This window comes from Geomicrobium sediminis (genome assembly GCF_016908595.1).
In the GTDB taxonomy this organism is placed as follows: Bacteria; Bacillota; Bacilli; order Bacillales; family Marinococcaceae; genus Geomicrobium_A; species Geomicrobium_A sediminis.
The window spans coordinates 151,854-177,805 of sequence record NZ_JAFBEC010000003.1; the positions used below are offsets into that span (position 1 = coordinate 151,854).

Annotated in this window: 26 protein-coding genes; 10 read left to right on the forward strand and 16 right to left on the reverse strand. The window is 43.1% G+C overall.

The genetic code is table 11. The features are described from left to right. Window positions 1-37: 37 nt before the first annotated feature. Complete coding sequence (locus JOD17_RS06260) at window positions 38-2,284, reverse strand: MMPL family transporter (protein WP_204696314.1); 2,247 nt, start codon at window positions 2,282-2,284, stop codon at window positions 38-40. A 550-nt stretch (window positions 2,285-2,834) separates the two neighbouring features. Here JOD17_RS06260 and JOD17_RS06265 point away from each other — a divergent pair. Together JOD17_RS06265 and JOD17_RS06270 are read left to right on the forward strand one after the other, a co-directional pair. After that, a complete protein-coding gene (locus JOD17_RS06265; protein ID WP_204696315.1) occupies window positions 2,835-3,755 on the forward strand; it encodes a glycosyltransferase family protein in 921 nt (306 codons plus the stop codon). Continuing rightward, a complete protein-coding gene (locus JOD17_RS06270) occupies window positions 3,739-4,398 on the forward strand; it encodes an acyltransferase (RefSeq protein ID WP_204696317.1) in 660 nt (219 codons plus the stop codon). The genes JOD17_RS06265 and JOD17_RS06270 overlap by 17 nt, the downstream gene beginning before the upstream one ends. 10 nt (window positions 4,399-4,408) lie before the next feature. Here the strand turns inward: JOD17_RS06270 and wecB are convergent, their stop codons facing one another. Further along, entirely contained in the window at window positions 4,409-5,461 is a 1,053-nt protein-coding gene (wecB, locus tag JOD17_RS06275) for a non-hydrolyzing UDP-N-acetylglucosamine 2-epimerase (protein ID WP_204696319.1), read from the reverse strand. Between the two features lie 57 nt (window positions 5,462-5,518). On the opposite strand from wecB, the gene JOD17_RS06280 reads away from it, so the two are divergent. The 3 genes from JOD17_RS06280 (at window position 5,519) to JOD17_RS06290 (ending at window position 9,137) form a co-directional block, all read left to right on the forward strand. Next, window positions 5,519-6,673: a glycosyltransferase gene (locus tag JOD17_RS06280; RefSeq protein ID WP_204696321.1), complete on the forward strand. Its 1,155-nt coding sequence runs from the start codon at window positions 5,519-5,521 to the stop codon at window positions 6,671-6,673. Window positions 6,674-6,759: 86 nt separating this feature from the next. Beyond that, window positions 6,760-8,052, forward strand: a complete 1,293-nt coding sequence (locus tag JOD17_RS06285; protein WP_204696324.1) for a nucleotide sugar dehydrogenase — start codon at window positions 6,760-6,762, stop codon at window positions 8,050-8,052. Window positions 8,053-8,057: 5 nt separating this feature from the next. Then, window positions 8,058-9,137 carry a DegT/DnrJ/EryC1/StrS family aminotransferase gene (locus JOD17_RS06290; RefSeq protein ID WP_204696727.1) on the forward strand — a complete coding sequence of 360 codons (1,080 nt, stop codon included), beginning with the start codon at window positions 8,058-8,060 and terminating at the stop codon, window positions 9,135-9,137. Here the strand turns inward: JOD17_RS06290 and JOD17_RS06295 are convergent. Beyond that, window positions 9,128-10,204: a glycosyltransferase family 2 protein gene (locus JOD17_RS06295; protein WP_204696325.1), complete on the reverse strand. Its 1,077-nt coding sequence runs from the start codon at window positions 10,202-10,204 to the stop codon at window positions 9,128-9,130. The genes JOD17_RS06290 and JOD17_RS06295 overlap by 10 nt on opposite strands. 103 nt (window positions 10,205-10,307) lie before the next feature. Here JOD17_RS06295 and JOD17_RS06300 point away from each other — a divergent pair, with 103 nt between their 5' ends. Together JOD17_RS06300 and JOD17_RS06305 are read left to right on the forward strand one after the other, a co-directional pair. Continuing rightward, the gene (locus tag JOD17_RS06300) at window positions 10,308-10,502 is read left to right on the forward strand and encodes a DUF2642 domain-containing protein (protein WP_204696326.1); all 195 of its coding nucleotides are present in this window, start codon (window positions 10,308-10,310) and stop codon (window positions 10,500-10,502) included. A gap of 17 nt (window positions 10,503-10,519) precedes the next feature. Continuing rightward, complete coding sequence (locus tag JOD17_RS06305; protein ID WP_204696327.1) at window positions 10,520-10,723, forward strand: hypothetical protein; 204 nt, start codon at window positions 10,520-10,522, stop codon at window positions 10,721-10,723. Between the two features lie 37 nt (window positions 10,724-10,760). Here JOD17_RS06305 and JOD17_RS06310 read toward each other — a convergent pair whose 3' ends face one another. Then, window positions 10,761-11,693, reverse strand: a complete 933-nt coding sequence (locus tag JOD17_RS06310) for a Gfo/Idh/MocA family protein (RefSeq protein ID WP_204696328.1) — start codon at window positions 11,691-11,693, stop codon at window positions 10,761-10,763. Window positions 11,694-11,846: 153 nt separating this feature from the next. Here JOD17_RS06310 and JOD17_RS06315 point away from each other — a divergent pair, with 153 nt between their 5' ends. Further along, window positions 11,847-13,340: a carboxypeptidase M32 gene (locus JOD17_RS06315; protein ID WP_204696329.1), complete on the forward strand. Its 1,494-nt coding sequence runs from the start codon at window positions 11,847-11,849 to the stop codon at window positions 13,338-13,340. 35 nt (window positions 13,341-13,375) lie between these two features. Here the strand turns inward: JOD17_RS06315 and JOD17_RS06320 are convergent, their stop codons facing one another. The 8 genes from JOD17_RS06320 to JOD17_RS06355 form a co-directional block, all read right to left on the reverse strand. Next, complete coding sequence (locus JOD17_RS06320) at window positions 13,376-13,921, reverse strand: glycerol-3-phosphate responsive antiterminator (RefSeq protein ID WP_204696330.1); 546 nt, start codon at window positions 13,919-13,921, stop codon at window positions 13,376-13,378. Next, the gene (locus JOD17_RS06325) at window positions 13,921-15,573 is read right to left on the reverse strand and encodes a glycerol-3-phosphate dehydrogenase/oxidase (protein WP_204696331.1); all 1,653 of its coding nucleotides are present in this window, start codon (window positions 15,571-15,573) and stop codon (window positions 13,921-13,923) included. Before JOD17_RS06325 ends, JOD17_RS06320 begins: the two co-directional genes overlap by 1 nt. A gap of 156 nt (window positions 15,574-15,729) precedes the next feature. Beyond that, a complete protein-coding gene (gene glpK, locus JOD17_RS06330; RefSeq protein ID WP_204696332.1) occupies window positions 15,730-17,226 on the reverse strand; it encodes a glycerol kinase GlpK in 1,497 nt (498 codons plus the stop codon). Between the two features lie 25 nt (window positions 17,227-17,251). Continuing rightward, a complete protein-coding gene (locus JOD17_RS06335; RefSeq protein WP_042358914.1) occupies window positions 17,252-17,956 on the reverse strand; it encodes an MIP/aquaporin family protein in 705 nt (234 codons plus the stop codon). A 347-nt stretch (window positions 17,957-18,303) separates the two neighbouring features. Then, window positions 18,304-18,972, reverse strand: a complete 669-nt coding sequence (locus JOD17_RS06340; RefSeq protein ID WP_204696333.1) for an NAD(P)H-dependent oxidoreductase — start codon at window positions 18,970-18,972, stop codon at window positions 18,304-18,306. 66 nt (window positions 18,973-19,038) lie between these two features. Next, window positions 19,039-19,935, reverse strand: a complete 897-nt coding sequence (locus JOD17_RS06345; protein ID WP_204696334.1) for a dihydrodipicolinate synthase family protein — start codon at window positions 19,933-19,935, stop codon at window positions 19,039-19,041. A 128-nt stretch (window positions 19,936-20,063) separates the two neighbouring features. Beyond that, window positions 20,064-20,615 (reverse strand): flavodoxin family protein, encoded by a 552-nt coding sequence (locus JOD17_RS06350; protein ID WP_204696335.1) that lies wholly within the window; start codon window positions 20,613-20,615, stop codon window positions 20,064-20,066. After that, on the reverse strand, window positions 20,612-21,823 hold the full coding sequence (locus JOD17_RS06355) for a CynX/NimT family MFS transporter (RefSeq protein WP_338028762.1): 1,212 nt from the start codon (window positions 21,821-21,823) through the stop codon (window positions 20,612-20,614). Before JOD17_RS06355 ends, JOD17_RS06350 begins: the two co-directional genes overlap by 4 nt. Window positions 21,824-21,948: 125 nt before the next feature. Between JOD17_RS06355 and JOD17_RS06360 the strand changes: the two genes are divergently transcribed. Continuing rightward, window positions 21,949-22,848: a LysR family transcriptional regulator gene (locus tag JOD17_RS06360; RefSeq protein ID WP_204696337.1), complete on the forward strand. Its 900-nt coding sequence runs from the start codon at window positions 21,949-21,951 to the stop codon at window positions 22,846-22,848. A gap of 20 nt (window positions 22,849-22,868) precedes the next feature. Here the strand turns inward: JOD17_RS06360 and JOD17_RS06365 are convergent, their stop codons facing one another. From JOD17_RS06365 to JOD17_RS06380, 4 genes are all read right to left on the reverse strand, one after another. Continuing rightward, a complete protein-coding gene (locus tag JOD17_RS06365) occupies window positions 22,869-23,312 on the reverse strand; it encodes an RDD family protein (protein WP_204696339.1) in 444 nt (147 codons plus the stop codon). Window positions 23,313-23,333: 21 nt separating this feature from the next. Beyond that, window positions 23,334-23,780 carry a ribosomal eL19 family protein gene (locus tag JOD17_RS06370; RefSeq protein WP_204696341.1) on the reverse strand — a complete coding sequence of 149 codons (447 nt, stop codon included), beginning with the start codon at window positions 23,778-23,780 and terminating at the stop codon, window positions 23,334-23,336. Window positions 23,781-23,915: 135 nt separating this feature from the next. Then, on the reverse strand, window positions 23,916-24,470 hold the full coding sequence (locus JOD17_RS06375) for an NADPH-dependent FMN reductase (protein ID WP_204696343.1): 555 nt from the start codon (window positions 24,468-24,470) through the stop codon (window positions 23,916-23,918). A 123-nt stretch (window positions 24,471-24,593) separates the two neighbouring features. Continuing rightward, window positions 24,594-24,950, reverse strand: a complete 357-nt coding sequence (locus JOD17_RS06380) for a cupin domain-containing protein (protein WP_204696345.1) — start codon at window positions 24,948-24,950, stop codon at window positions 24,594-24,596. Window positions 24,951-25,248: 298 nt separating this feature from the next. Between JOD17_RS06380 and pcrB the strand changes: the two genes are divergently transcribed. After that, complete coding sequence (gene pcrB / locus JOD17_RS06385; protein WP_204696346.1) at window positions 25,249-25,950, forward strand: heptaprenylglyceryl phosphate synthase; 702 nt, start codon at window positions 25,249-25,251, stop codon at window positions 25,948-25,950. The last annotated feature ends 2 nt before the right edge of the window (window positions 25,951-25,952 follow it).

The following is a 25,952-nucleotide window of genomic DNA, read 5'->3' on the forward strand; positions in this document are numbered from 1 at the left end:
TAATTCAATTGAAGCATAAACATTTACTATTTCGGCATTATTTATTAGTGAAAGGCAACCACCAATTCCAATTTCCAAGTAGCTTCATTGTTGCAGGTACTAAAAATAGTCGAACGATCGTTGCATCCAGGGCAATCGCAACTGCCATTCCAAGCCCTAACTGTTGCATCGGTAATACACCTGCAAAGGCGAATGAACCGAAAACAACGATCATAATAAGTGCTGCTCCAGAAATCATAGGTGCGGTTTTTTCTAAGCCAATTGCGACACTTTCTTCGTTAGACATGCCCTTTTGATACTCTTCTTGCACTCGACTTAACAAGAAAACTTCGTAATCGGTGCTCAGGCTAAACAAAAGACCGAGTAATAAAATCGGTATAAAGCTCTGAATAAATCCAAAATCCCCAAACCCGAAGATCGTTGAACCGAACCCCCATTGGAAAACAATGACGAGTATCCCATACGTTGCTCCCAAAGAAAGGATGTTTAAGACAATGGCTTTTAAAGGTAATAATAAGCTTCTAAATGTAACAACTAAAACGAAAAATAAAAGCAACAAGGTAAATGTTAAAACCATCGGCAAACGATCATTTAAGGATTGGCTCGTATCCATTCCTTCGGCCGTTTCTCCACCAACGTATATTTCAAAGTCTTCAGTCGTTGCGAGTCGATCACGAATGTCATGAACAATGGTGCGGTTCGTGTCGCTAGAAGAGTGATCGGTTGTGATGACATCAAAGACAGCGGCATGATTATCTTTGCTTACGTGCCGATTAATCAGCATCCAGTCATCTTCATGTAATTCTTGCTGATGCTCGGTTAACAGTGAATGAATGTCAGGTGTTTCTAAGTTCGGGAAGAATGAAAATAGTGAACTGACTTCTTCAACGTCTGGAATCTGTTCTAATTCTTCGTGTAACATAGAGAGTTTCTCCAGTAGTTGTGGTTCGGTAATCTCTTCATGTTCTACTGCAACAACGACTTGAATTGGAGAAGCGAATCCTACACCAAAGCCTTCTTCTAGATGGGCTAACCCATGACGAACGTGTGTCTGTTTAGGAAGCATACGCGAATCAGGAGTGGACACTTCTAATTCAAGTGCGGGTATAGCCATCGCAATAAGTACCATCACTGAACAGGCGAGATAAACAACCGGGCGCTTCATCACTTGATGTGCAAGTCGATACCATTTGCCTGTACTAGTGGATTCGTTTCGAATGGACATAAAGGGAACTTTCCATGCATTAATTCGTGTACCGATTAAGGCCAGACAAGCAGGTAACAACGTAAGGCTCGTCACCATAAGAAAGAAGACGACAACGATTACGCCTAAAGCAATTGAACGAACAGCGGCAATATCAACGAGTAGAATTGCAGACATTGCACCGATAATCGTTAAGGCTGAAAAAAGTATGGCGTGGCCAGCTGTACCTATTGTTTGTGCGACAGCTTCGGCGACTTGATTAGACGATTGTTCTAACTGTTCTCGATATCGTTTGATGAAAATTAGAGCAAAATCAATGCCGACACCGATGCCTAACATGAGGGCTGCATCAAGAACAAAGATTGATAACTCCATCCATTGAGAGAACCAATACAGCACGCCAAGTGATGCAACAATTGAAAAGCTCGATAATACTAACGGCGTTAGTGAAGAAACGACGGAACGAAAGACAACCAATAAGACGATCAGAATGATAGGCAAGGCGTATAAATGAGCATTCTCTAATCCTTGTTGGCTTAACTCATTCATCTCGGCCCAAAATGCTGGCGCACCTAGAACTGTGGCTTCAAAACCATCCATTTGAACAGAACTTGATAAGCGCTCTTGAATCGCTGCTAACACGTTTTGTGCGAAGCCTTCATCGATGTTCATTTCAATAAAACCAATGCTTGTATGACCGTCGCTTGAAACGAATTGATCTTGTAGATGATCTGGGGCATCGATCCATGTATAGACACGATCAATCTCTGCTTCGCGTTGTAATGACATGGAGGCTTGCTCAATTGCCTCTGTATACACGTCTGTACCGACTTGCTCTGTTTCGTGATTGATAACGAGTGTTAGTGATGTTTCATCTCTTGACTCGAATTCTTCAGATAGTCGCTCAGACGCGAGGTTAGAATCAGAACCTGGAACACCCCACCCACCTCCAGTGAGGTGCTCACCGATCTGTGAACCGTAATATCCACTAAATGTAAGAAGAATTAGCCAGAAACTAATCACTTTCCATTTGTGTGTAACCACCCATTTTCCTAATTGCTTAAGCGCGTTTTCCACCATGTGATGTCCTCCTTTAGATCGACGATTTCTTCCTTCAGTTTAATCAGCACTTCTAAGCATTCTCTAACCGAATTCTTAATTTTTTATTAACGAATCTAAAGGAATGAAGATCGTTTAGTCACGCTAAAGAGAGGCTGGGACAAAAGGTTTTCAACCAATGAAAAAACCGAACTACTATTTGAAACTCTAACGGAGAGCTTCTAGGTAGTTCGGTTTTTATTATTTTCTCGCATTGAGTAACGTGCATTATTCGGTTTTAAAAGTTGATTATTTAGTTATGTCCCAGCCTCAATAAATAAAAGGGAGCAACTTTGATTGCTTCTTGTTTTACTCTTTATGATTCGTTTAATTTCATTTGCATGCTTGCCTTGGCGACCGTATTCTTTATTTTGTTCTTTTTAGCTTTCTTCACTAGTGATCGTCTAGTTTCGCCTAGCCTTTGCAAATAAGCATTCTTTGAAACATACAAATTCAGATTAGAGATGGTCACCAGTGATTCGTCCAAACCGAACTGTTTGAGTAATCATATCGTACAAGGGGAGGGAGTCGAGTGAAGCTATTGTTTATTGCGCGGGACACATCTTCATATATTGATCGCAACTATCATTATTTAGAAAAGGCCTTGCGACTTCACTGTGATCAATTTGCGACCCACAGAACTTCTGGTCACATTGCCCACATCTTAAACGGTTTAACGTTTCGGCCAGATTTCATTCTTGTTGTTAATGATCTTGGTGGATCTTTTTTCCCGAGAGTACGTGGGCTTCGGCAATGTCAGATCCCTACAGGTTTAATTGTTAACGATGTTCATCGCCACACAAAACTACGTGAAAGCCACTTGCAAAGCGAGCAGTATACAGCGATATTTTCAGTCGTCCACGATGCATTCCAAAAACGATACCCAAGCTATGCGGACACGTTTCATTGGTTGCCACACTTTGTGAATACGAACTTGTTTTATCCTGGGGAAATGAAGCGATATGATCTCTTGTTAACAGGTGCAGTAAACGAGACGTATCCATTTCGCCAAGCGGTAAAGCGTCAACTTGAGCATGATCAACGTTTTCACTATCTACCTCACCCAGGCTATCAATCTACTACTAATGATGTGGCAGGTGCAGGTTATGCAAAGCGGTTACGTGAAGCGAAGATTAGCTTTGCTTGTCCATCGATCTATGAGTATCCAGTTAAGAAATATTACGAGATTCTTGCGAGCCAGACGTTACTTCTTGCACCAGTATGTGAGGAATTGCTTCGACTCGGATTTGTACCTGGAAAGCATTTTGTGGAGGCGGATCATAAAACGGTTGCTGAGCAAGCATATTTGTGGTTAGAAGATGAACAAAAGCGAAAAGAAGTGGCACGAGCTGGTTCTCAATTTGTGTATGAACAACATTCATTAAAAAAGAGAGTAAACCAATTGCTAACGATTATTAAAAAGGAAGTGAATAAGTATGGCAAAGATCGGTAAAAACGTCGTCATTCATGACGGAGCAACTGTTGGAGAAAATGTCACCATTGGCGACAATACGGTCGTGTATAGCGATGTAATTCTTGAAGACAACGTCACCATTGGTCCAAACAATGTTATTGGAATTGTGGCCGGTGGAAATGACCGTATGCGTAAAGAAAATCAAAGCATTACCCCTCTTGTCATTAAATCTGGAACGAAGACAGGCAGTCTCGTTGCTCTCTATACAGGAACGACTATCGGTCAGAGTTGTTTTTTTGGAGATTTAAGTAGTGTGCGAGAAAATGTCACGATTGGAGATCGTACAGTAATTGGCAGGTCAGCAATCGTTGAACTTAATACAACCATTGGCTCTCGCTGCACCGTACAAACCGGTGCATACGTAACGGGTGATTCAATCGTTGAGGATGACGTGTTTATTGGTCCATGTGTCTCGATGTCGAACGATAAGTACATGGGGGCAAGACCGTTTGAAATGAAAGGTCCCCACATTAAGCGAGGAGCAAAAATCGGTAACAACGCAACACTGTTACCTGGCGTTGTGATCGGGGTTGAAACGATCGTTGGTGCAGGTGCAGTTGTAACGAAAAACACGAAGGATCAAGTAACCGTGGCAGGTGTACCAGCGAAAGAGTTGTCGTAAGAAAGGGACGCTATGAGCGAGAGAATTCTCGCTTTAGCGTCTCAACAATAAGGGTTGCTGCATCCCCTTCACCGAAAAGTGAGGGATGTTCTGTTGGTCGCTTTCGTTGTTTCACAAGCTGTGGGAGTAATGGAAGGTCTTTTTCTTTTACGAGTGTATTCCAACGCGTCGCAACGGTTTCGTGCCACTCGGTTTCTTCACGTAATGTAAAACACGGAACAGAAAGTACATAAGCTTCTTTTTGAATCCCGCCAGAATCGGTCAGGATTGCTTGGCTATGGCTAAGTAGAGTGAGCATATCAAAGTAAGGCAAGGGCGGTAAAAACCGAAGTATATCATACGGATCAACATTCAATTGTTCAATTGCCTTTTTTGTTCTTGGGTGTAGCGGTAGGTAGACAGGGTAGTCTAGCGTTTGCAAGTGATTTAAGTACGTTTGAAGTCGCTTGGCATCATCAATCAGTTCTGCGCGATGCAACGTCGCTACATAGTAAGGTTTTGCTCGTAGCTGGTGTTCTTCGAGAATCGTTGATTCTTTTAAAGCGACTGTCTTGTAATGAAGGCATGCATCAACCATTAAGTCACCACTCACGATAATCGAACCGTTTATGTTTTCTTTTGTTAATTGGATTGCTGACTGCTCGGTCGGACAAAAGCACCACGTTGCGAGATGGTCGCTCACAACGCGGTTGTATTCTTCAGGCATACGTCGATTAAAGCTACGTAAACCCGCTTCGACATGAGCAAGTGGAAGTTGTAATTTAGACGCGGCAAGACTGCCAGCAAGTGTGCTGGCTGTATCACCGTATACGATTACGATATCAGGTTTAAGTTGGTCAAAAGTCTCTTCTAACCCAACGATCATTGATCCTAAGTCATCATCACGATGATGCAATTGAACATCGGGCTTCTTTAATTGAAGTTGTGAAAAAAAGACATCTGACATGGCTGCATCGTAATGTTGACCTGTATGAATGAGCGTTTCATGTTGTCGAAGTTGTTTTGATACCATAGCCGCTTTCATAAATTGAGGTCTCGCACCAACGACCGTTGCAATTTTCATATGTCCCCTCCAAGTTACATTCGCATACTACTATTCATATGGAGGAGGTGGAATTCTATGAAAAAGAGAAGCGTGTGTATGCTCATTAGTGAACATCCGTACGAAGATGCGCGTATCTTTGAACGGGAAGCAAAAAGCCTTGTAGGTGCGGGGTATAACGTGACGATGCTCGTACCGCAGTATAAAGGAACGTTACTCGGAATCGATGGGACCCCTTTAAAGAAAAAAGTCGAACCGTTTTGTGAGGCAGGGGTGACGATTATTCCTTATGAAGCAACAAGTATTCAATCACAGTTCACTCTTGATCAAACGAAAGAATATAGTCGAACACTTGCCATTCGTGGTGCAGAAATTGACGCAGACGTCTATCATGCTCATGAGCCGTCTTCACTCGTTGCAGCTGTTCAAATAAAACGTACTAAGCCACATGTAAAGGTGATCTTCGATAGTCATGAATTGGTCATTGATGCTCGTGCAAAAACGTCTAATCGTCGGCAACGACAATATGAAAACGTGTTTCGTGAACTGTTAAAAGACGTTGACGCGCTCATCACTGTGTCACCATCCATTGCAAAAGACTGTTACGACCATGGATACAAAGGTCCATCTGAGCTGATCTACAATGCGCCTCGACTAAGTTCACCTCCAAAACTAAAACAATCAATCCGTACGATCGGTTATGTTGGAACGGTAACGAAAGAAAAAGGGAATTGGCACAAATTACTTGAACTCGCCTCAGAGAGCAATTATCACGTTAAAGTAATCGGTGGTGCCTCGAAATTTATGGAACCGCTAGGCATTCCTAAAAAACTTCAAAATCGAATTCACTTACGTGGGTGGGTTCCGTATCGTAACATCGCTGCCGAATTACAAGATGTCGATGTTGGTTGGATTGATATGGACCTTTCAACCGCATTAAATCGGGACTATGCACTTCCGAATAAGTTTTTTAGCTACTTGGACGCAGGTGTTCCTGTCCTCGTGAATCGCTGTAAAGATATGCGCAATTTTATTGAGCGTTATTCATGTGGGGCAAGTGTGCCAAAGTCAGTGGCGAATGCTCAAGATTATTTGAAGCAACTTGCTTTAATGGAAGGCAACCTTTCGACATTTAGTCGCAATGCCCGGAACGTCATGGAGACGACTGCTTCATGGGAGAAAATGGAGATTCGTTTAATTGAATTGTACAGTGCGTTATTTGAGCAATCGTAACTGCCAGATTGTCCAATCGTTTTCCTTCGTACTCACATATTGTAATTCTAGAAATATATGTTAATTCTAGGATTGAAGGTGAAGATATGAACAAACAAACCGTTGCGGTGATCGGTCTTGGAAAGATTGGACTTACATTAGCCGCAGTATACGCAACCAATAATTATAACGTCATAGGATGTGACGTGAATAAAGACGTCGTTCAAGCAGTGAATGCAGGCAAAAGCCACATTGATAATGAACCAGGTCTTCCAGAACTTGTAAAGAAGGCACATGATACCCAAACGTTACGTGCAACAACGAACACATCTGAAGCCGTTTCAAAGTCTTCTATTGTTGTGGTCATTGTCCCGGTGCTCATTGATTCTAGTAACGATGTGAGCTACACCTACATTGACAGTGCAACAGAAGCAATTGGCAAAGGCCTGAAAAAAGGTACTACGGTCATTTATGAGACGACATTACCAACAGGAGATACACGTGAGCGTTTCGGTCGCAAGCTGGAAGAATTGTCACAATTGAAGATGGGAAGCGATTTCTATCTTGCATACAGTCCAGAGCGTGTGTATTCAAATACAATTATTCGTGACTTAAAGCTATATCCTAAGATCGTTGGAGGCGTTAATGAAGATAGTCTGATTTACGCAAGTGCATTTTATCGTGCTGCTCTCCAATGTGAAGTACTTCCTGTGGAAAGCACAGAAACTGCTGAATTTGCTAAAGTAGCCGAATGCGTGTACCGCGATGTGAACATTGCACTCGCAAACGAATTGGCCGTCTATGCAGATGCGTGTGGTGTAAATCTAAAAGAAGCAGCAAATGCGAGTAATACCCAACCATTCTCACACATTCACGCTGCTGGTATTGGGGTAGGAGGTCATTGTATACCGATCTATCCGTACTTTTTCATCTCCCGTGGTTTGCAGAATGGAATTATTCAAGAATCACGTAAAACGAATGACAACATGGCGAGTTATGCTCTTTCAAGAATTGAAAAACAACAAGGTTCCCTAAAGGATTCACAAGTACTCATTTTAGGATTATCGTACCGAGAGAACGTTAAAGAAACGGAGAAATCTACAACGTGGCTCTTAATCGACCAACTAGAATCGAAAGGTGCAAACGTATCCGTAAACGATCCGCACTACGATGCACAAGAGTTTTTAAGTTATGGTGTAAAGAATAACGATCTATCGCCCGAAGCAGTGAAAGATGTTGATGTGATCATCTTGCAAGCAAACCATCAAGAATACAAAAAAGTAAATTTCAACATGTTCCAAAAGGATGCACTATTCTTTGACGGTAGAAATGCGTTCCATCGCGATGATATTATCTCTGCTGGGCTTCGCTACGATGCGATCGGGGGTGCGAAGTCGTGATTCCTATGGTGGATCTAAAAAAAGAGTACGAATTGTTAAAAGAAGCCATTCAAAAGGAAATAAATGAAGTGTTAGAAAGCGGCATTTATATTCTTGGACCGAAGTGCGCAGAGTTGGAACACCAATTTGTTCAATACAACAAAACAAAGCATGCTGTTGGTGTTGCCAACGGTACAGATGCGTTATACCTCGCTGTAAAAGCGTTAGGGATTGGTCCAGGAGATGAAGTCATTACGACACCATTTACGTTTTTCGCAAGTGGTGAAGCAATCGCAGAAGCAGGGGCAACACCGGTATTTGTCGATATTGATCCGAAGACGTATAACATGGATCACCATAAAATTGAAGAGAAAATCACTTCGAAAACGAAAGCATTGCTCGTCGTTCATCTGTTCGGAAAACTGTGTGACATGGACCACATTATGCAGCTAGCGAAGAAGCATAATCTTTATGTTATTGAAGATGCCTGCCAAGCAGTTGGAACGAAAGATGCTAAAGGACAGTTTGCAGGGACAATTGGTGATGTTGGTTGCTTTTCATTTTTTCCTTCCAAAAATTTAGGTGCCTTTGGCGATGGTGGGATGGTCGTTACGAAAGACTTTAAGGTATACGACAAACTGTGCGAACTACGCAATCATGGTAGTGTGAAGAAATATGAACATGCGAGCATCGGCATAAATAGTCGTCTGGATGAGATTCAGGCTGCCATTTTGCTCGTAAAGCTTAATTATTTGGATTTGTTTTTGCATAAACGCCAAGTGATCGCAAAACGTTATTGTGAGGCACTATCTACTGTAACGCAGATGCCAGAGATGAAAGGACACACCTTTCATCAATTTTGTTTTGAAGTGGAAGAACGGGATGCGCTCATGTCTTATTTACAAAAGCGTGGCATCTCTTCAGCTGTGTATTATCCAATCCCTCTCCACTTGCAAGAAGCCTTTACGCATTTAGGATACAAAGAAGGTGACTTCAACGTATCAGAGAACGCTGCAAAGCACATTGTTGGATTACCGATTTCACCAGAACTATCAATGACGGACCAAGAAATGATTATTCAAGCAGTCAAAGACTTTCACAAGTAACGAAGAAAATCATTCCATTTGGAATGGTTTTTTTTCGTGATGGATTCATCGTGTTTTCGAACGTTGTATACGGTGAAATCGGCGTAATGGAACGGATAGTGGTTTAGCCATTCTCGTAACAGGAGGACGTCTTCAAACAACCGCCCGTCATGAAATGAAGAAGCAGGGTATCCACCTAATGCTTGTAAGGACGATGTATGGTACAGACGTGGACCAAGTGGAAAAGGGTAGCGTAAAAGGTCTTGCTGATTACGCACCGCTCGACCCTTCGCAATCTTTTTGAAGGTAACGGTCTTTTGTTCTTGCTTCCAATGACGAAAGTTTCCGTATAGCAATCCTTCTTTGATGGAAGTAGTGTTTATTAGCGTTTTTATCGTTGCGATTGCATTAGGGTCAAGCCAATCGTCTGCATCTAATTCAAGCACCCACTCACTCGTGATGAAGGGAATCACTTGATTTAAAGCTTTGCTTTTCCCTACATTCACTGGCAATTGATGTGTCGTGAGTGTTGGGAGATTCGTTTGTTGAACAAGAGCGACGGTGTTGTCTGTGGAAGCATCATCAACAAGGACGGTCTGTTCTACGCTTACAGATTGTTCTGCGATTGAACGAAGACAACTGCTTATAAATCGCTCTGCATTATAGGAAGCAATCATAATTGAAATTGATGGATCGTCGTTTTGGATGAGTGACGGTTCGATGTATTTTTTACAAAGCAGCGCTTTTTCACGAGATGCTTTTGTCTTTGAGAGCCTCGAGGTGGAATGTAATTGCATGTATTCGATGTTTTCTGGATGTAATCGTGATAACCATATGAAATAACGCGCTTCTGCAAAAGGAGCTTCTGTAGCGAGCGGCAAAGGTGTGCTTTGTAGCGCATCCATTCTAATGAAGAGATAGATATACGAGTCTTTGTAAGAGGCAAGGAGAGCATGTTGATCACTAAGCGCTTCAATGAGTGTTTGTAGCTCGTAAGAGACATGTTTTTGAAACAATACTAACCCGTACGTCGCGCTCGTCTTAACTGGCGGCTCTTCGTCATAAGACCAAACGACGATGTGATCCATAACACCACCTCAAAATAGGTTCAACTTGTAGGAAGAGTGCACACGCAAACTTACTTGTTCATGCATCTACTATATAGATATTAGAGGATTGGAGGAGTAGACCGTGAACATTGCTTCATTATATAACTTATTTCAAAGTATGATCGACCAAGAGGTCGAAGTAAGCGTTCCATTTGGTGTTGTCAGTGGTGTTGTTCAGGTTGTATATCCAGATTATGTAGTGTTACAAGAAATAGACGGTACGTTTCTATTGATACGCTTAGACCAGATTGAAGTCGTTACTGAATCCGTTTCGTAAAGAAAGGAGACTAAATCATGTTTGAATTTTTATTTGCTCTAGAGTTGCAATCAAGAATCGGGACAAGCGTTCAACTAGCCACCTCAAACCAATATTTTGAGGGAACGATTCTTGATGCATCGTTTAGCGTTGTCGCGTTAGAGACCGATGATGGATATGGAGTGACTAGACACTATATAAGCGTTTCCGATATTAATTTTCTACGAATCAGCGAAGTGTAAAAAAGAAGTAAGGCGGCTATCACATGATAGACTCGCCTTACTTCTTTTTTATTGCATCGCTAATCATGCTAGAGAGTTGTAACGCTTTGATCCCTTCATCTGCACTCACAGACGGTGTGCGCTTTGTTTTAATGCAGTCAAGAAAGTCTTTCAATTCAAGTGTTAATGGCTGTAAATACGAAGGAATATAAATGGTTTCTGTCGAAGTTCTAGGATAGCCATACGTCAATTGATCTAGTCGTTTCGTAATCGTAATCTGATTGCTTAATAAGTCGGCTGAAATGTACGCATCTTCTGCAAGAATGATAATGGAGCGTACTTTTTTCGTTGAACGAAAACTTGCGGTTAGTTCAACGATCATACCTTCTTTTGAACGGGCTATGACGGAGGCATGCGAAGGGTTTTCATCCGTAATTCCAAACGTATGAAGCTCTTCAAAATGTTTGCCACTTAATGCGTGCACAAGATAAAGGTCATGAATCATCAGGTCGTGCACGACATCGATGTTTCGCATCTGTTCATGAAACGGTGCCATCCGATGCGTTTCAATCGCTAAGATTTTCTCCTGTTTGACAATGGTTCGTAGTGTTTTAATGAGCGGATTAAACAGTTCAATGTGTCCAACTTGTAAAATGATGTTGGCTTTATTTGCAGCATGTTTCAAAGCAATCGCTTCAAGTTCAGTGGCAGCGATTGGTTTTTCCATGAGCACATGAACTCCTTTTCGAATGCAAGCCATTCCAACTTCATAATGAAACGGGGTTGGTACGGTAATGCTGACGGCGTCAACATCATCTAACAGTGCGTCTAGCGAATTGTATGCGACTGCACCGTAGAGGTTAGCGGCATCTGCGCATCTCAATTGATCGACGTCATAAACACCAACCAGTGTACAATGGTTTCGAAGTGTTGCATATGTGCGTAAATGGTTTTCACCCATATTTCCAGTTCCGATTACACCTACGTTCATCGTTGTCCCCTCACTTTCGGTTTCAATGATTCGTAACAGTTTATGCTAGATGGCTCGAAACGAATGGACAAACCGCCAATGATTGAAAAAAATAAGACAATACTACAGATAAATTGTAGAATTAAACTAGGTTTCTAGAAATGGAGGAATACGATGTCAGTTGAACAGCAGTTTTTAGATTATGTAAAATCAATCAACCATTATATCCAAACCTTACAGTTGCTTTATTGGGATGCAAGAACGAAGCTCCCTAAAAAAGGGCAAGAAGAGCGCTCTAATGTAATTGGAACCGTATCACAACAAATTCACCACCTTACAACGTCGGATGAGTTGAAGCATTTGCTTGAAGGTGTCCAAAAGGACGAAACGGTCAGTGATGTTACGAAGCGTTCAGCAATTCTCGTTCAGAAGAAGTACGATGAATTTACGAAGATCCCAGCAGAAGAATACAAAGAATACATTATGCTTTCTTCTCGCTCTGAACTTGCTTGGGAACAAGCGAAAGAGTCGAATGACTTTGAAAGCTTTAAACCTTATTTAGAGAAAATTGTTGCGTATAAGAAGAAGACGATTGAATACTTAGGTTATGAAGGTCATCCGTACAATTGCTTACTCGATGATTTTGAACCAGGAATGACAGTTGAGAAATTAGACGTTATTTTCGAACAATTAAAAGAGGTGCTTATTCCACTTATTCAAGACGTCGTACAAGCCGATCGACAACCAGATGCAAATGTGTTGTTCCATCATTTTCCTAAAGCAGAACAAGAGAAGTTAAGTCATGCGTTTTTGGAGACAATTGGCTATGATTTTGAAGCAGGAAGACTTGATGAAACGGTTCATCCGTTTGCGACAGGCATTAACCGCAACGATGTACGTGTGACGACGAAATACAATGAAACGGATTTCCGTGTTGCCCTTCTTGGGACGATTCATGAAGGAGGCCATGCGTTGTATGAGCAGAACATCGGTGAACATCTAATCGGAACTCCTGCAAGTGCAGCAAGCTCGTTTGGCATTCATGAATCACAATCCTTGTTTATGGAGAAGTTTGTTGGTCAAAACGAAGGGTTTTGGAAAACAAATTATCCAGTTTTAAAGAAGTATGCTGGAGGATCGTTTGACGATGTTTCATTCGATGATTTTTACTTTGCATTAAACGAAGCAAAACCATCATTTATTCGAATTGAAGCGGACGAGTTAACGTATTGTTTGCACGTGATCTTGCGTTATGAGTTAGAGAAAGCGTTATTTAGTAATGAAATCCAAGTCGAAGAATTGCCAACCAAATGGAACGAGAAGATGGAAGAATACTTTGGCATTGTTCCTAATACCGATTCCGAAGGTGTGCTACAAGATGTTCATTGGCCAAGTGGGATGTTCGGATATTTCCCATCGTACGCGTTAGGCTACATTTATGCAGCCCAACTAAAACAACAGTTAGTCCACGACATTCCTGATTTTGAAGAACGGATTCAAAACGGAGATATCAAAGCAATCACCGCGTGGATGACGATGAACGTTCATGAACATGGGGCGATGAAAGAGCCACGAGAGATCATTTATGATGCGACAGGCGAAGACGTAAATGCTGAGCCACTATTAAGCTACTTGAAGGATAAGTACACTAAGTTATATCATTTATAAAAAAACCGGATCACCGTTTCATTTCGGTGGTCCGGTTACACGTTCCATAAGTCTTTTCTAGAAGTTGTCACAGCTTTTGCACCCGCATCAAGTGCGCCTTGTACGTCTTGTTCTGAAGTGATTAGTCCACCAGCAATAACGTCAATTCCAGTTTCTGTCCGCACTTTATGAATGTAGTTTGGCAAAATGCCAGGAAGTACTTCGAGTACATCTGGTTCGACGGTTTTAATTTGTTGGTAGCTCGTATTCAGTGCCATCGTATCGAGTAGAAATACTCGTTGGATCGCTAAAAGGTTGCTCTTTTTAGCCGTTTTCAACATGTTCGCTCGCGTGGAGATTACCCCGGCAGGGCGAATCGATTGGCAAATGAATTCTGCTGCATAACGATCACTTTTCAAACCTTGAACGAGGTCCGCATGTAACAACATTTTCTTGTTCGCTTCATTCGCGAATTTCCGCATAGTAGTTAGCATCGATAAGTGGATGTCGAGGACGACGAAGAAATCGTCGTCACGCTCCATCACCTGTTCAAAATCTTTCATTGTGTTCACAGCAGGAAGAATAGACTGACTCCCGAACATTACAGTACGCTCCTTAGCGTGGCGAGATCTTCTTGTGCATCCAATTCTGCTTTGTATTCACTCTTCTCATCGTCAGACCAACCGATCAGCTCACTCATCGCTTGCACGATCTGTAATTTATAACGGTACACACTTTCGATATCGAACAACAAGTACGATGTACGACGTAAGAAGAAGTCGACCGGTGTTGCGGCCATCTCATGTTCGATGCTGTAGCGCAACATCGCATAAAGTGGTGCAGGTAATCCGTATTGCTGTTCATCGTTCAAGTATTGATGAACGACTGAAGCGTTGGAACCGTATCGCTCTGCAATTTCTTCACTCATCTTCTTATCAAGTCCACGGTTGATGCCATCTTGAATTGATTTCTCTTTAAACGCTTGATAGCCTTCTGAACCGCCAACATTTCCACCAGATAAGACGAGGTGTTTCGTCTGGCATTCAGGGAAGCTTTGCCCGGTTTCTTTCGAGATTTCCTCAGCGGCAATTGATACGATCGTATCGGCCATCTTCCGGTATCCTGTTAATTTTCCACCAGCAATGGTCATTAAGCCACTTTCAGAGTGAAAGATCTCGTCTTTTCTAGAGATCTCTGAAGGGTCTTTTCCGTCTTCATGAATAAGCGGGCGCAGACCAGACCAGCTTGATTCTACATCGGTTTTCGTTAAGTGATAGCCTGGGAATAGCCCGTTTGCCGCATCCAAGATGTAATGAACATCATCGACGGTTACTCCAGGTTCTTTTTGGTCAGCGTCAAAGTTTGTATCGGTCGTACCGATGTATACTTTCTCACCGCGAGGAATTGCAAACATCATTCGACCGTCACCGAATGGAGTGTCAAAGTAGAGTGCTTGTTGCAACGGTAACCGTTCTTTTGAAACGACGAGGTGAACACCTTTCGTTAAATGAATCGACTTACCTTCACGTGAGCGATCTTGTTCACGTAGCGTATCGACCCAAGGACCTGTGGCATTAATAATTTTTTTGGCATAAATTTTTATGCTCTCACCAGAGATTAAGTCAACGGCAGTAACACCGACGAGCTTCTTGTTGTCATAAATAAACGACTCAGCACGCACGTAATTGGCAAGCTTTGCTCCGCGTTCAGCTGCACTTTTCGCAACTTCCATCGTAAGCCTCGCATCATCAGTACGGTACTCAACGTACATTCCTGCACCTTTCAAGTCCTTCTTTGAAAGGATCGACTCATGTTTGAGTGCTTCTTTAGAGCTCATCATCGTTCGGCGTTCGGCCTTCTTAACACCGGCGAGACGGTCATAAACCGATAATCCTACCGATGTGGTAAGTGCATTAAACGTTCCGCCTTTATAAAAGGGAAGCATCATTCGGACTGGCTCTGTCACGTGAGGGGCGTTTTCGTAAACAATCGCTCGTTCTTTGCCGACTTCGGCGACAAGCTTCACTTCAAATTGTTTCAAATAACGTAAACCACCGTGAATAAGCTTCGTTGAACGGCTTGACGTACCTGCCGCAAAGTCTTGCATTTCAATGAGCCCTGTATCAAGGCCTCGTGACTGTGCATCAAGAGCAATTCCGCTCCCGGTAATCCCGCCACCAATGACGAGTAGGTCTAACGTTTGTGATTGCATGGTTGCAAGTGCTGTTTTGCGTCCATTAAGTGAGAATTCCATAGCTGATTTCCCTCCTAGGGTTATAAAAAAAGGGATTACAACGCTCAAGTAAACGTAGTCGTTTACTTGAAGTGCTGCAATCCCCTCATCGTCTCAAAGATTCAGTCATTAACTTGTTACGTTAAGTTTACGACAAATGATTCGTTTCGTAAAGCATTAAGGTTTGAACGTCATCGTCGCATCGACTGCTTTTTTCCATCCGTTATAAAGGTCATCCCGCTCGTTACCGTCCATATTTGGCTTGAACGAACGATCCATATTCCAATTTTTGGCGATTTCATCTTTGCTATCCCATACCCCAACGGCAAGCCCTGCAAGGTACGCCGCTCCGAGTGCCGTTGTCTCAGTGACAGAAGGAATTTCAACAGGTGCATTGAGTAGATCACTTTGGAACTGCATTAAGAAGTTATTGGCAACAGCACCGCCGTCTGCACGCAATTGTTTAAGCTCAATTCCTGAATCACTTTCCATCGCAGTCATTACGTCTTTCGTCTGGTAAGCAAGAGACTCTAGCGTTGCTCGTGCAATGTGTGAACGTTCTGTTCCGCGAGTAAGTCCGAACATCGCGCCACGTGCTTCACTATCCCAATACGGTGTGCCAAGTCCAACGAAAGCAGGCACGAGGTATACACCGTCAGAAGAAGTGATGCGTGTTGCGAGCTCTTCGCTTTGCGGCGAATCCTCAATGATTTGTAATCCGTCACGTAACCATTGAATGGCTGACCCGGCAACGAAGATGCTACCTTCTAACGCGTACTCGACTTTGCCATCAATACCCCAAGCAAGTGTTGTAAGAAGGCCATTTTTCGATTCGACCGCTTTCTCGCCGGTATTCATGAGAATAAAGCAACCTGTACCGTACGTGTTTTTCACCATGCCTTCTTCAAAGCAACCTTGACCGAAGAGAGCAGCGTGTTGGTCACCAGCAACGCCAGCGATTGGTACATTCTCACCGAAGAAGTGATAATCAATCGTCTCTGCATAGACTTCAGAAGATGAACGAACTTCTGGTAGCATTTGCTTTGGTACGTCAAGGTGTTCAAGTAATTCATCGTCCCATTTGAGATCGTGAATGTTGTACATGAGTGTACGAGCAGCATTTGTATAGTCGGTTACGTGTGCTTTGCCACCGCTCAACTTCCAAATGAGCCACGTATCAATTGTTCCGAACAATAAGTCGCCGTTTTCGGCTTTTTCACGGGCGCCATCAACGTTGTCTAAAATCCATTTCACTTTCGTTCCTGAGAAGTATGGATCGAGAAGAAGTCCTGTCTTTTTGCGGAACTTCTCATTCAATCCTTCTTCACGAAGCTCACGGCAAATGTCTGCCGTCTGTCTTGATTGCCATACAAGCGCGTGGTAAACAGGTTTTCCTGTATTTTTATCCCAAACGACTGTCGTCTCACGCTGGTTCGTAATTCCAATCCCTGCAATATCAGCTGGTGTAACATCTGATTCTGAAAAGACTTCAGCAATGACCGCAAGAACTGATGTCCAGATTTCATTGGCATTGTGTTCTACCCAACCTGGCTTAGGAAAGTGTTGTTTGAACTCCCGCTGTGCGGTTTGCAACATTTCCCCTTTGTCATTAAATAGAATGGCTCTAGAACTCGTAGTGCCTTGATCAATAGCGAGAATATGCTTTTTCGTCATCTTCGTTTCCTCCCTTAATCAATAATTAGAACATGAGTGTATAAAGGATTGCACCAACAATACCACCAGCAATTGGACCTAGAATTGGAACCCATGCATACGCCCAATCAGATGGACCTTTTTTATCAATTGGTAAAATAGCATGTGCAATTCTTGGACCTAAGTCACGAGCAGGGTTGATTGCATAACCTGTCGGACCACCAAGTGAAAGACCGATCGCGATAATTAATAAACCGACGACAAGCGGATTTAAACCTTCACTAAAGGTATTTGCCCCAATTGCCAGTAAACCAAACACAAGAACTGCAGTACCAATAAATTCAGCAATGAAATTCGACGGTGTATGACGAATCGCTGGCGCTGTCGCAAACACACCAAGTTTCGTCGCTGGGTCTGGTGTTACCTTCCAATGTGGATAGTAATGGAAGAACACAACGACTGCTCCTGCAATCGCACCGAGAATTTGCCCGATGATGTATCCTGGGACTTGATTCCAAGGAAATTCACCGATTGCCGCAAAACCTAGCGTTACAGCCGGATTTAGGTGGGCGTCACTAATTGTTCCAGATACATAGACACCAAGAGCAACGGCGAAACCCCAACCGATGGAAATGGCAATCCAACCTGCCCCTTCCGCTTTAGATCCTTTCAAACTGACCGCAGCCACAACACCGGCACCGAAGATAATTAAAATCATCGTGCCAACAAACTCCGCAACGTATTCTAACATTGCAAAAACCCCCTTAATGAGTTGTTTTTTAGCTTATCGGTATAAAAAAAGAGCAGCTTTTTTCACAGGTCGCATAGGACTCCGTCAAAAAAGCTGCTCTCATAAGCTCATCAGCTGATTGGTTAACTTAAGGTAAGTATATAACGATATCTAGTAATTGTAAACGGATTCATAGTATTCAATTAGTAAAATAATCATCATTTCCATAGATTAGTATGCAATCGCTTACAAGAACATGCCTAAAAAAAGACCGAGCTCAAAAAGAACTTGGTCAAAAGTCATCAAGAAAACTCTCAAGAGTCGCTTGTTTATATAAAAGTGAACGTTTCCGAGAGGATCTTAGGTTATTATTCAATCCATTCAATGATCTCTTGTTGTGATTGTCTCACCTTTGGGTATTTAGGTTCGCTCGCCCGATAACCAAATGCAACCATCACGGATACGTCGTAAGGGTCATCTTGTTTAAGAATTCCTTTTTGTTGCAGGTAGGACGTGACTTTTTCATAATGAAAGCCTTCAATTGGGCAAGAATCAATGCCAATACCGGCTGCTGCACTCATCATGTTGCCAAGGGCAATGTACGTCTGTTTCGAGGCCCAATCAAAGAGAGTGCGATCACCATCTAAAATGTTGATATTCACATCTTGAAATGTGCGATACGCAGGGATAATATGTTGTTCGAACGTTTCTTCTGGCATGTCCTTGACGTTGGTCATCATATGCTTTGCATACGCTGAATCATAACGCGCATCATTTCTAGCGAGAATGATCACAAAATGACTAGCTGTTTCAAGTTGTTTCACCGCACCAGAAGAGTACGTTGAGAGTTCTTTTCGAATCGCTTCATTTTGAACGACGACAAACTTCCACGGTTCAAGTCCAATTGAACTGGGTGAAAGTCTAGCAATCTCTAATAGAAAAGAAAAGTCTTCCTCAGAAATCTTTTGATCTGGATCAAACGCTTTCGTCGCATGACGAAAATGTGCTGCATCGAGTAAAAGTTGTTTACGTTCCATCGTTTGTACACCTCTCTTGCTGTTTACTATAGCGAAGAGCGTGGATCGTTTCAAAGAAAGAAGCCGTTAGTTGGACTTTTCTCTTTCGAGTTGCTCAATGAGCTGTTTTGCTTCACTAAGCGTTTGATCATCAATTGCTTTCCTTGGGAAGCGAACGTGGGCAGATTCAATAATGTTCCGCATCTTGAAAATTTCTTTTCGAATGGTCACACCGCCCATGCCGAGTTGGGCTTCGAAACGGATGAGAGGTAAATAATGAAAAAACAGTCGTTGTGCTTTTTCTTTTTCTCCCGACGTGTACGTTTGATAGATCTCTTTGAGCACATCAGGATAAGCAAAACCGGTCATCGTACCGTTTGCACCGCGTTCTAACTCTTCATAGAAATAAACACCACCGAGTCCACCTAAAATAGTCAGTGAATCGGATTCATTTAGTATTTGTGTAATTTTAATCGGAGAAGGAGCTTCTTCGAGTTTTATATATTCGACGTTGGAAACGTCTCGTTCGAGTTGTGCGAGAAGTTTGGCTGACATCGTTACATTTGTCGTAACAGGCTCATCTTGAACGACAATCGGAATTGATATCGCATCACCGATCATCTGGTAATGGTGAATGATTGCTTGTTCGTTGCGGAGGTTTAAAGGAGGCGCAACCATAATGGCACTCGCACCTAATTGTTCTGCCGTTTTCGCGTAATGAATGGCAACGTCGGTACCTGGCGCGGTACAACCAACAATGATTGGCACTCGTCCTTGCACCGTAGTTACGGTCTCTTCGATCACTTGCATGCGTTCAGCTTCTGTCAATTTGTTCGATTCACCCATAATACCTAAAATCGTCAACCCATCGACGCCATTGTCCAGATAGAAGTTTGTTAGGTTCCGAAGGCTAGGTAAGTCCACTTGTCCATCCTCAGTAAATGGTGTAATCGTAATGGTACAAATCCCGTGCAGTTTCTCCATTGTAGACACTCCTTTTTGTAGATGAATCGAGTCATTGATCTTCGTTTACAGTTTAAATCAAATAATTTTAAATCGTCAAATAAACGTAGACGAGGTGCGTTAGCGCTCGTCTACGTTTACTAAAGAACTCACTTATTAGAAAGGTATTGATTTAAAGCGTTCGCTTGAGCGATCGCAAAGGAGTCGTCTTTCATTGTCTCAGGCTTTCCGGCATCTCCAACAATGTAATAAGAAAGTGGCTGGAAGTTCAAAAACGTCAATGCATGTCCGAACTGTTGGAGAAGTGGCAATGCTTTCATGCGTGGGTGGTCACCACCGACGATCAGCACGATCGGTTCAATCTGTGCAAGCTTATCTTTTAGTTCATCGCCATACTCTGGATCACGTACGGCTTGGCTAAAACGATCGAACATCGTTTTCATGAGTCCGCTCATGCCGTACCAATAAAGTGGCGTTGCAAACACAACAACGTCGTGAGTGAGAAAGACCTCAACGATTTTGTCATAATCATCATGAACGCGATCAAATCCATCAGCGTCATGGCGCTGATCGATGATTTGGTGAATCGTTAAATCTTTTAAATAGATATTTGCCGTTTCAATCCCTTTTGTGACTTCATTGGCAAGGTATGACGTGTTGCTAATTTCACGACTGCTACCGTGAATAACTGCTAATTTCATGAGTTGTCCTCCTTCGTAACATAACCTTTTCCTGAAATGTACCCGACAATTGTGAGCATGATGGAGAGTAGTAATAAGACAATTAATGGAGATTGCCATTGTCCTGCAATGTCGTAGAGCATGCCAAAGGCAATTGGTCCAAACGCCGCAAGCAAGTACCCGACCGATTGAGCAAGTCCAGATAACGTCGAGGCTTCGTTTCCTGAATGGGTACGAAGTGCAAAGAGCATCATCGCTAACCCAAAGCCACTTCCACAAGCAATTCCCATGATGATAGCGGCAAGTGGCAACCAAAGCTCTAGGTAGAACAATGAGATCGCCAAAAGAAAAGTAATTCCAACAAAAGCACCTAACCATCGTTGGTCCTTTAATTTGCCAGCAAGCACTGGAATGATAAATGTCATTGGCACGATGGCTGTCTGCATCAGTGCAAGCATTACGCCAGCTGAGGCAGGTGAGTAACCACTTTCTTGAAGCATCTGTGGCAACCACGTCATCGTTGTGTAGTATTGAAGCGACTGAATCCCCATAAAAATCGTCACGCACCAAGTAAGGGGAGAACGAAGCATTCCGTTACTTCTAAATGAAGACGGCTGTCTTGCAACGCTGTGACTGGATTTGTTTTGCCACATATAGAGTCCCCACATTGCTGCAGCAAGCACTGCCAACAAACCGAATACCCCAAGTGCTCCATTCCAATTAAGTGAGCGTGAAGCGAGCGGTTCCGCAATACCTGAAGCAACCGCAGCGGCAAGATTCATCGTAATGGCATAAATGCCTGTCATAAGACCGATGGAATGTGGGAAGTGTTGCTTAATTATTCCAGGTAATAAAACATTACCAATCGCAATTCCAATACCAATGAATGCTGTTCCACTTATTAAAAACGTGAAGCTCGGAGCGATTCGAAGGAATGTACCGATTGCGATCATACATAACGCAGCAAGCACGACCCGCTCCATCCCAAAGCGAACGGCAAGGCGTGGTGCGAACGGGGATAATAAAGCAAATAACAACAAGGGAATAGTCGTCACACTGCCGAGCATCGCATTGGACAACAATAGCTGATCTTGGATCGTCGGCAATAACGGCCCAATGGCAATCATCGGCGCTCGCAAATTCGCTGCAATTAGTAAAATTCCGATGATAAAAACAATGCGAATGTGAGTGTCGCTCGTGTGGTCATTCAAAGATTCATAACTTCTCACAAAAAAACGCCCCTGTCTCGTAATTGCTTGCCTCTCCTCTATACGATAAGCTAAAAGAAACGATCTGAAAAACGAATAATAATGATTGGAGCAATCGGATAATCCGATGGAAGGGGATCTTCGAGATGGAAATGAAGCAATTACTTACGTTTAAAGAAGCGGCAGAGAGCTTGAATTTTACGAAGACAGCGAAGAAACTAAACTTCGCCCAATCGAGTGTGACTGCACACATCCGTGCGATTGAAGAGCATGTAGGAATGCCTTTGTTCGAACGACTAGGTAAGCGACTGATCCTTACTGAAGAAGGCAAACGATACAAGCACTTCGCCGAGCAAATGCTCGATTTGGACAAAGCGTCACGAACAGCGTTACAAGGAGAAGAAGAAAGCTCAGGCACACTCGTTGTTGGAGCACAAGAAAGTCAATGCACGTACCGACTGACGCCTATACTAAAAACGTTTAAAGCGAAGTATCCGAACGTCGAACTCATTTTCCGCCCGGCACACTCTGAAGATATGGCGCGTGAACAACTGTTAGATGGCACATTAGACGTTGCGTTTATTATGGACACCGCGAAGCCGTGCAAATCGCTCATTGTTGAGCGATTAGTAGAGGAGGGCATTGCGCTCATCGCGTCCCCAGAACACTCATTGCATCAAAAAAAGAAAATCAATGCAGAAGATTTAATAGATGAGACCCTACTCCTCACAGAAGCAGGTTGTTCTTACCGAAACATTTTGGAGCATTCTTTTTTTGCATCGAACATTGCACCTGCAAACAAGATTGAATTTGTTAGCATTGAAGCGATTAAGCAATGTGTGATCGCTAACTTAGGTGTCGCCTTACTTCCAACAATGGCGGTGGAGAATGATTTAAAAGAAGGTCGAGTCATTCAGCTAGACGCTCGTTTTTTTACGACACCTGTGTATACGCACATCGCTTGGCATGAAGACAAACACTTATCGAAACCGTTGCAAGCGTTTATCGACGACACAAGAAAATCGTTCCAAGCCCTTGTTCATTAGCATGCGAAAAACCGATCACGTTATGCATCGTGATCGGTCGCTTCATTTGGTAGTTCAGTGGTTACGTAAGTGCGAGCAATCAAGTCATGAATCGCCCTGCGGTCCGTTCTTGAGGCAATCATAATGGCAGATACGATTACACCAATTCCAAGAGTAAGCGCATAAATAATCATACCGACCGCTTGACGCATGAACATCGTACCGAAGGTTACATCACTACCGTCCATCCGAACGATCCGAATGCCGAGCATTCGTTTCCCGACCGTATAACCGACCCAAAGCACAGGTAACACAATTTGATAACCTAGTTGTAGGATAATTTCAATCACTTCAAATGTAAGTCCCGGTTCCAAAAGATCTAACCCCAACAAAAGCATCGTGGGAATAAATATGAGTGAAAACAGTATGCCATCCAAAAATAAAGCCAAGAAACGTTTCCAAAAACCAACCGCGTGAGCTTCCATAAAATCCCTCCTGTATAGTTATTATTTAACACTAAATTCAGAAAAGTAAACCTTGATTTCAAGAAGTTTAGATCGGGCGAGGTGTGGTGTAGCAAGCGCGGTGTGTGGTGTAGCAAGCGCGGTGTGTGGTGTAGCAAGCGCAGTGTGTGGTGTAGCAAGCGCGGTGTGTGGTGTAGCAAGAGCGGTGTGTGGTGTAGCAAGCGCGAGGTGTGGTGTAGCAAGAGCAGGGTGTGGTGTAGCAAGAGCAGGGTGTGGTGTAGCAAGAGCGGTGTGTGGTGTAGCAAGCGCGGTGTGTGGTGTAGCAAGCGCGGTGTGTGGTGTAGCAAGCGCGAGGTGTGGTGTAGCAAGAGCAAGGTGGGGTGTAGCAAGAGCAGTGCGTGGTGTAGCAAGAGCAAGGTGAGGTGTAGCAAGCGCGGTGTGTGGTGTAGCAAGCGCGAGGCGAGGTGGGGTGTAGCGAGCGGGGTGCATAGTGTAGCAAGAGCAGGGTGTGGTGTAGCAAGAGCACGGCACAGTGTAGCAAGAGCAAGTTGAGCATACATATTCAACTAGTCCACCCACACTAATCAAAAAAGGGCGGAGAATTCTCCGCCCTTTCAACCAACATTACGCTTGGTCTGTATGCATTTTTTTAATCCAGCTGAGTACGTTGTTCACGACAACGTCAAGGTACTTGACTGTTCCTTCGTCTGTGAGCACACCATTCTCATCGAGCTTTGTGTGGACTGCGCCGATGTAGACTTCGTTGCCAGGTAGTACTGGTGATGAGAGTCCTGGTGCGAAGAGGATGTCGCGCAAGTGTGCTTGGGCTTTCACTGAACCGAGGTTACCCATGGATGCGCCGATAATCCATGATGGTTTGCCGATCATGACTTGTTCAACACGTGATAACCAGTCGAGGGCGTTTTTGTGTGCCGTCGAGATCGTTGCGTTGTGTTCAGGTGTTACCCAAAGCACAGCGTCAGCTGCTTTTACTTTTGCGCGAAGTGTTGTAACAGCTTCGTTTGGTTCGTTTTCTGTATCTTGGTTGTAAAGTGGTAATGAACCAATATCTAGAATTTCAAGGTTCATTTCTTCTGTATAGCGTTGTTGCATAAATTTAGCAATTTGCATGTTGTAAGAATCTTTACGTGTGCTTCCTACGATTGCGACGATGTTCATAGTTGTAATCCTCCAATGATGATTGTAATCCAAATTGGAATTATACGCTCATCGTCGGCAAAAATCCAATGAAATATCTCGATTGGAAGATACTTTCACTTAAGTACAGACCTGAATACATGGTTAACGGCTGTACAGAAGGGGAATTGTGTCGTAAAGATCTACGCCTTCAATAATGAAAGCGACAAGTTCTTCTTCAGTTCCGATCACGTGGTATTCTCCTTCTGGAAAAAACGCAGCTTGTCCGGGGGCGAGTGGAGTTTGTTCGCTGTCTTCTACTTGAACCCAGCCGTTTCCTCGAACGATGATAACGAGTTGATCAACAGATGCCTCGCGATATGGAATGGTTTGTTCTTCTTCAAGAAAAATAGAAACCATGCGAATGTGGCCTGCATTTCTAATAAGTGGTGTTAGTAAAAAGGTGGAGTCTTCAATTGTCGTTTCTTTGCCTACTGATGCATCGATGGATATGATTTGCATAGCTTTGACCCCTCTCTGTCAGTGAAAAGTACGTAAGAATGATATATGTAAATAGTTCGACATACTCCTCCAAGATCCTGCAAAATTTTCCAGTTCAAGAAACGGGAACATTAGGAAGAACTTTTTTTCGTCATTTAGTTAAGAATATCGAGTAGTTCTGCTATAATTGAAGGTCGAGAAATGTCTTTATAACTATACAAATTTACGATAGATCGGTTACTCGCGTTTTAAGAAAATCAATTCTTTTACAACGATCCATTTAGGGCGGAGTAGCGAAGCTCGAAGCGGAGGCTCTCGAATGATTCAACAAGAGATGAAAACATGGAAGCACGTATTTAAGGTAGACCCAGCGCGTTCGTTTACAGAAGAATGGCTTGCAGATATTTGTGAGTCGGGAACTGACGCTATTATTGTAGGGGGAAGTGACGGGATTACCATTGACAATGTGACGGAATGTTTGGCGGCGATTCGTCGATATTCTGTTCCTTGTGTATTGGAAGTGACGGAATTAGAGGCGCTCACACCAGGATTTGATGCGTATTTTATTCCGGTTGTCCTAAACTCTCACAATCCAGCGTTTATTAGTGGTTTGCATCAACAAGCATTAAAAGCTCATGGTCAATTGCTTGATATGGCTGATGTCATTGGCGAAGGGTACTGCATTTTAAATCGTGACTCAAGCGCTGCCGTCCGGACGAATTCGGACACCGCCCTTGATATTGATGATGTCGAAGCGTATGCACGTTTTTCGGATCAAGTTTTACGTATGCCCGTATTTTACTTGGAGTACAGCGGGAGGTACGGCGATCCTAAAGTGGTAAAAAAGGTGAGTGAAACGCTAGAAAACGCTCAACTTTTCTACGGTGGTGGTATTAAAACTGCTGATGATGCAAAAGAAATGGCAAAATATGCAGATACGGTCGTTGTAGGGAATGCCATTTATGAAGACAAAAAAGCTGCACTAGCAACGGTGCAAGCGGTTAAAGAAGTTAAAGTGTAACG

Coding starts and splice junctions, on each gene's coding strand:
- JOD17_RS06260 (WP_204696314.1), bottom strand. CDS start 2,284: ATGGTGGAAAACGCGCTTAAGCAATTAGGAAAATGGGTGGTTACACAC.
- JOD17_RS06270 (WP_204696317.1), top strand. CDS start 3,739: ATGGCAAAGATCGGTAAAAACGTCGTCATTCATGACGGAGCAACTGTT.
- wecB (WP_204696319.1), bottom strand. CDS start 5,461: ATGAAAATTGCAACGGTCGTTGGTGCGAGACCTCAATTTATGAAAGCG.
- JOD17_RS06280 (WP_204696321.1), top strand. CDS start 5,519: ATGAAAAAGAGAAGCGTGTGTATGCTCATTAGTGAACATCCGTACGAA.
- JOD17_RS06285 (WP_204696324.1), top strand. CDS start 6,760: ATGAACAAACAAACCGTTGCGGTGATCGGTCTTGGAAAGATTGGACTT.
- JOD17_RS06290 (WP_204696727.1), top strand. CDS start 8,058: ATGGTGGATCTAAAAAAAGAGTACGAATTGTTAAAAGAAGCCATTCAA.
- JOD17_RS06295 (WP_204696325.1), bottom strand. CDS start 10,204: ATGGATCACATCGTCGTTTGGTCTTATGACGAAGAGCCGCCAGTTAAG.
- JOD17_RS06305 (WP_204696327.1), top strand. CDS start 10,520: ATGTTTGAATTTTTATTTGCTCTAGAGTTGCAATCAAGAATCGGGACA.
- JOD17_RS06310 (WP_204696328.1), bottom strand. CDS start 11,693: ATGAACGTAGGTGTAATCGGAACTGGAAATATGGGTGAAAACCATTTA.
- JOD17_RS06315 (WP_204696329.1), top strand. CDS start 11,847: ATGTCAGTTGAACAGCAGTTTTTAGATTATGTAAAATCAATCAACCAT.
- JOD17_RS06320 (WP_204696330.1), bottom strand. CDS start 13,921: ATGTTCGGGAGTCAGTCTATTCTTCCTGCTGTGAACACAATGAAAGAT.
- JOD17_RS06325 (WP_204696331.1), bottom strand. CDS start 15,573: ATGGAATTCTCACTTAATGGACGCAAAACAGCACTTGCAACCATGCAA.
- glpK (WP_204696332.1), bottom strand. CDS start 17,226: ATGACGAAAAAGCATATTCTCGCTATTGATCAAGGCACTACGAGTTCT.
- JOD17_RS06335 (WP_042358914.1), bottom strand. CDS start 17,956: ATGTTAGAATACGTTGCGGAGTTTGTTGGCACGATGATTTTAATTATC.
- JOD17_RS06340 (WP_204696333.1), bottom strand. CDS start 18,972: ATGGAACGTAAACAACTTTTACTCGATGCAGCACATTTTCGTCATGCG.
- JOD17_RS06345 (WP_204696334.1), bottom strand. CDS start 19,935: ATGGAGAAACTGCACGGGATTTGTACCATTACGATTACACCATTTACT.
- JOD17_RS06350 (WP_204696335.1), bottom strand. CDS start 20,615: ATGAAATTAGCAGTTATTCACGGTAGCAGTCGTGAAATTAGCAACACG.
- JOD17_RS06360 (WP_204696337.1), top strand. CDS start 21,949: ATGGAAATGAAGCAATTACTTACGTTTAAAGAAGCGGCAGAGAGCTTG.
- JOD17_RS06365 (WP_204696339.1), bottom strand. CDS start 23,312: ATGGAAGCTCACGCGGTTGGTTTTTGGAAACGTTTCTTGGCTTTATTT.
- JOD17_RS06370 (WP_204696341.1), bottom strand. CDS start 23,780: ATGCACCCCGCTCGCTACACCCCACCTCGCCTCGCGCTTGCTACACCA.
- JOD17_RS06375 (WP_204696343.1), bottom strand. CDS start 24,470: ATGAACATCGTCGCAATCGTAGGAAGCACACGTAAAGATTCTTACAAC.
- JOD17_RS06380 (WP_204696345.1), bottom strand. CDS start 24,950: ATGCAAATCATATCCATCGATGCATCAGTAGGCAAAGAAACGACAATT.
- pcrB (WP_204696346.1), top strand. CDS start 25,249: ATGATTCAACAAGAGATGAAAACATGGAAGCACGTATTTAAGGTAGAC.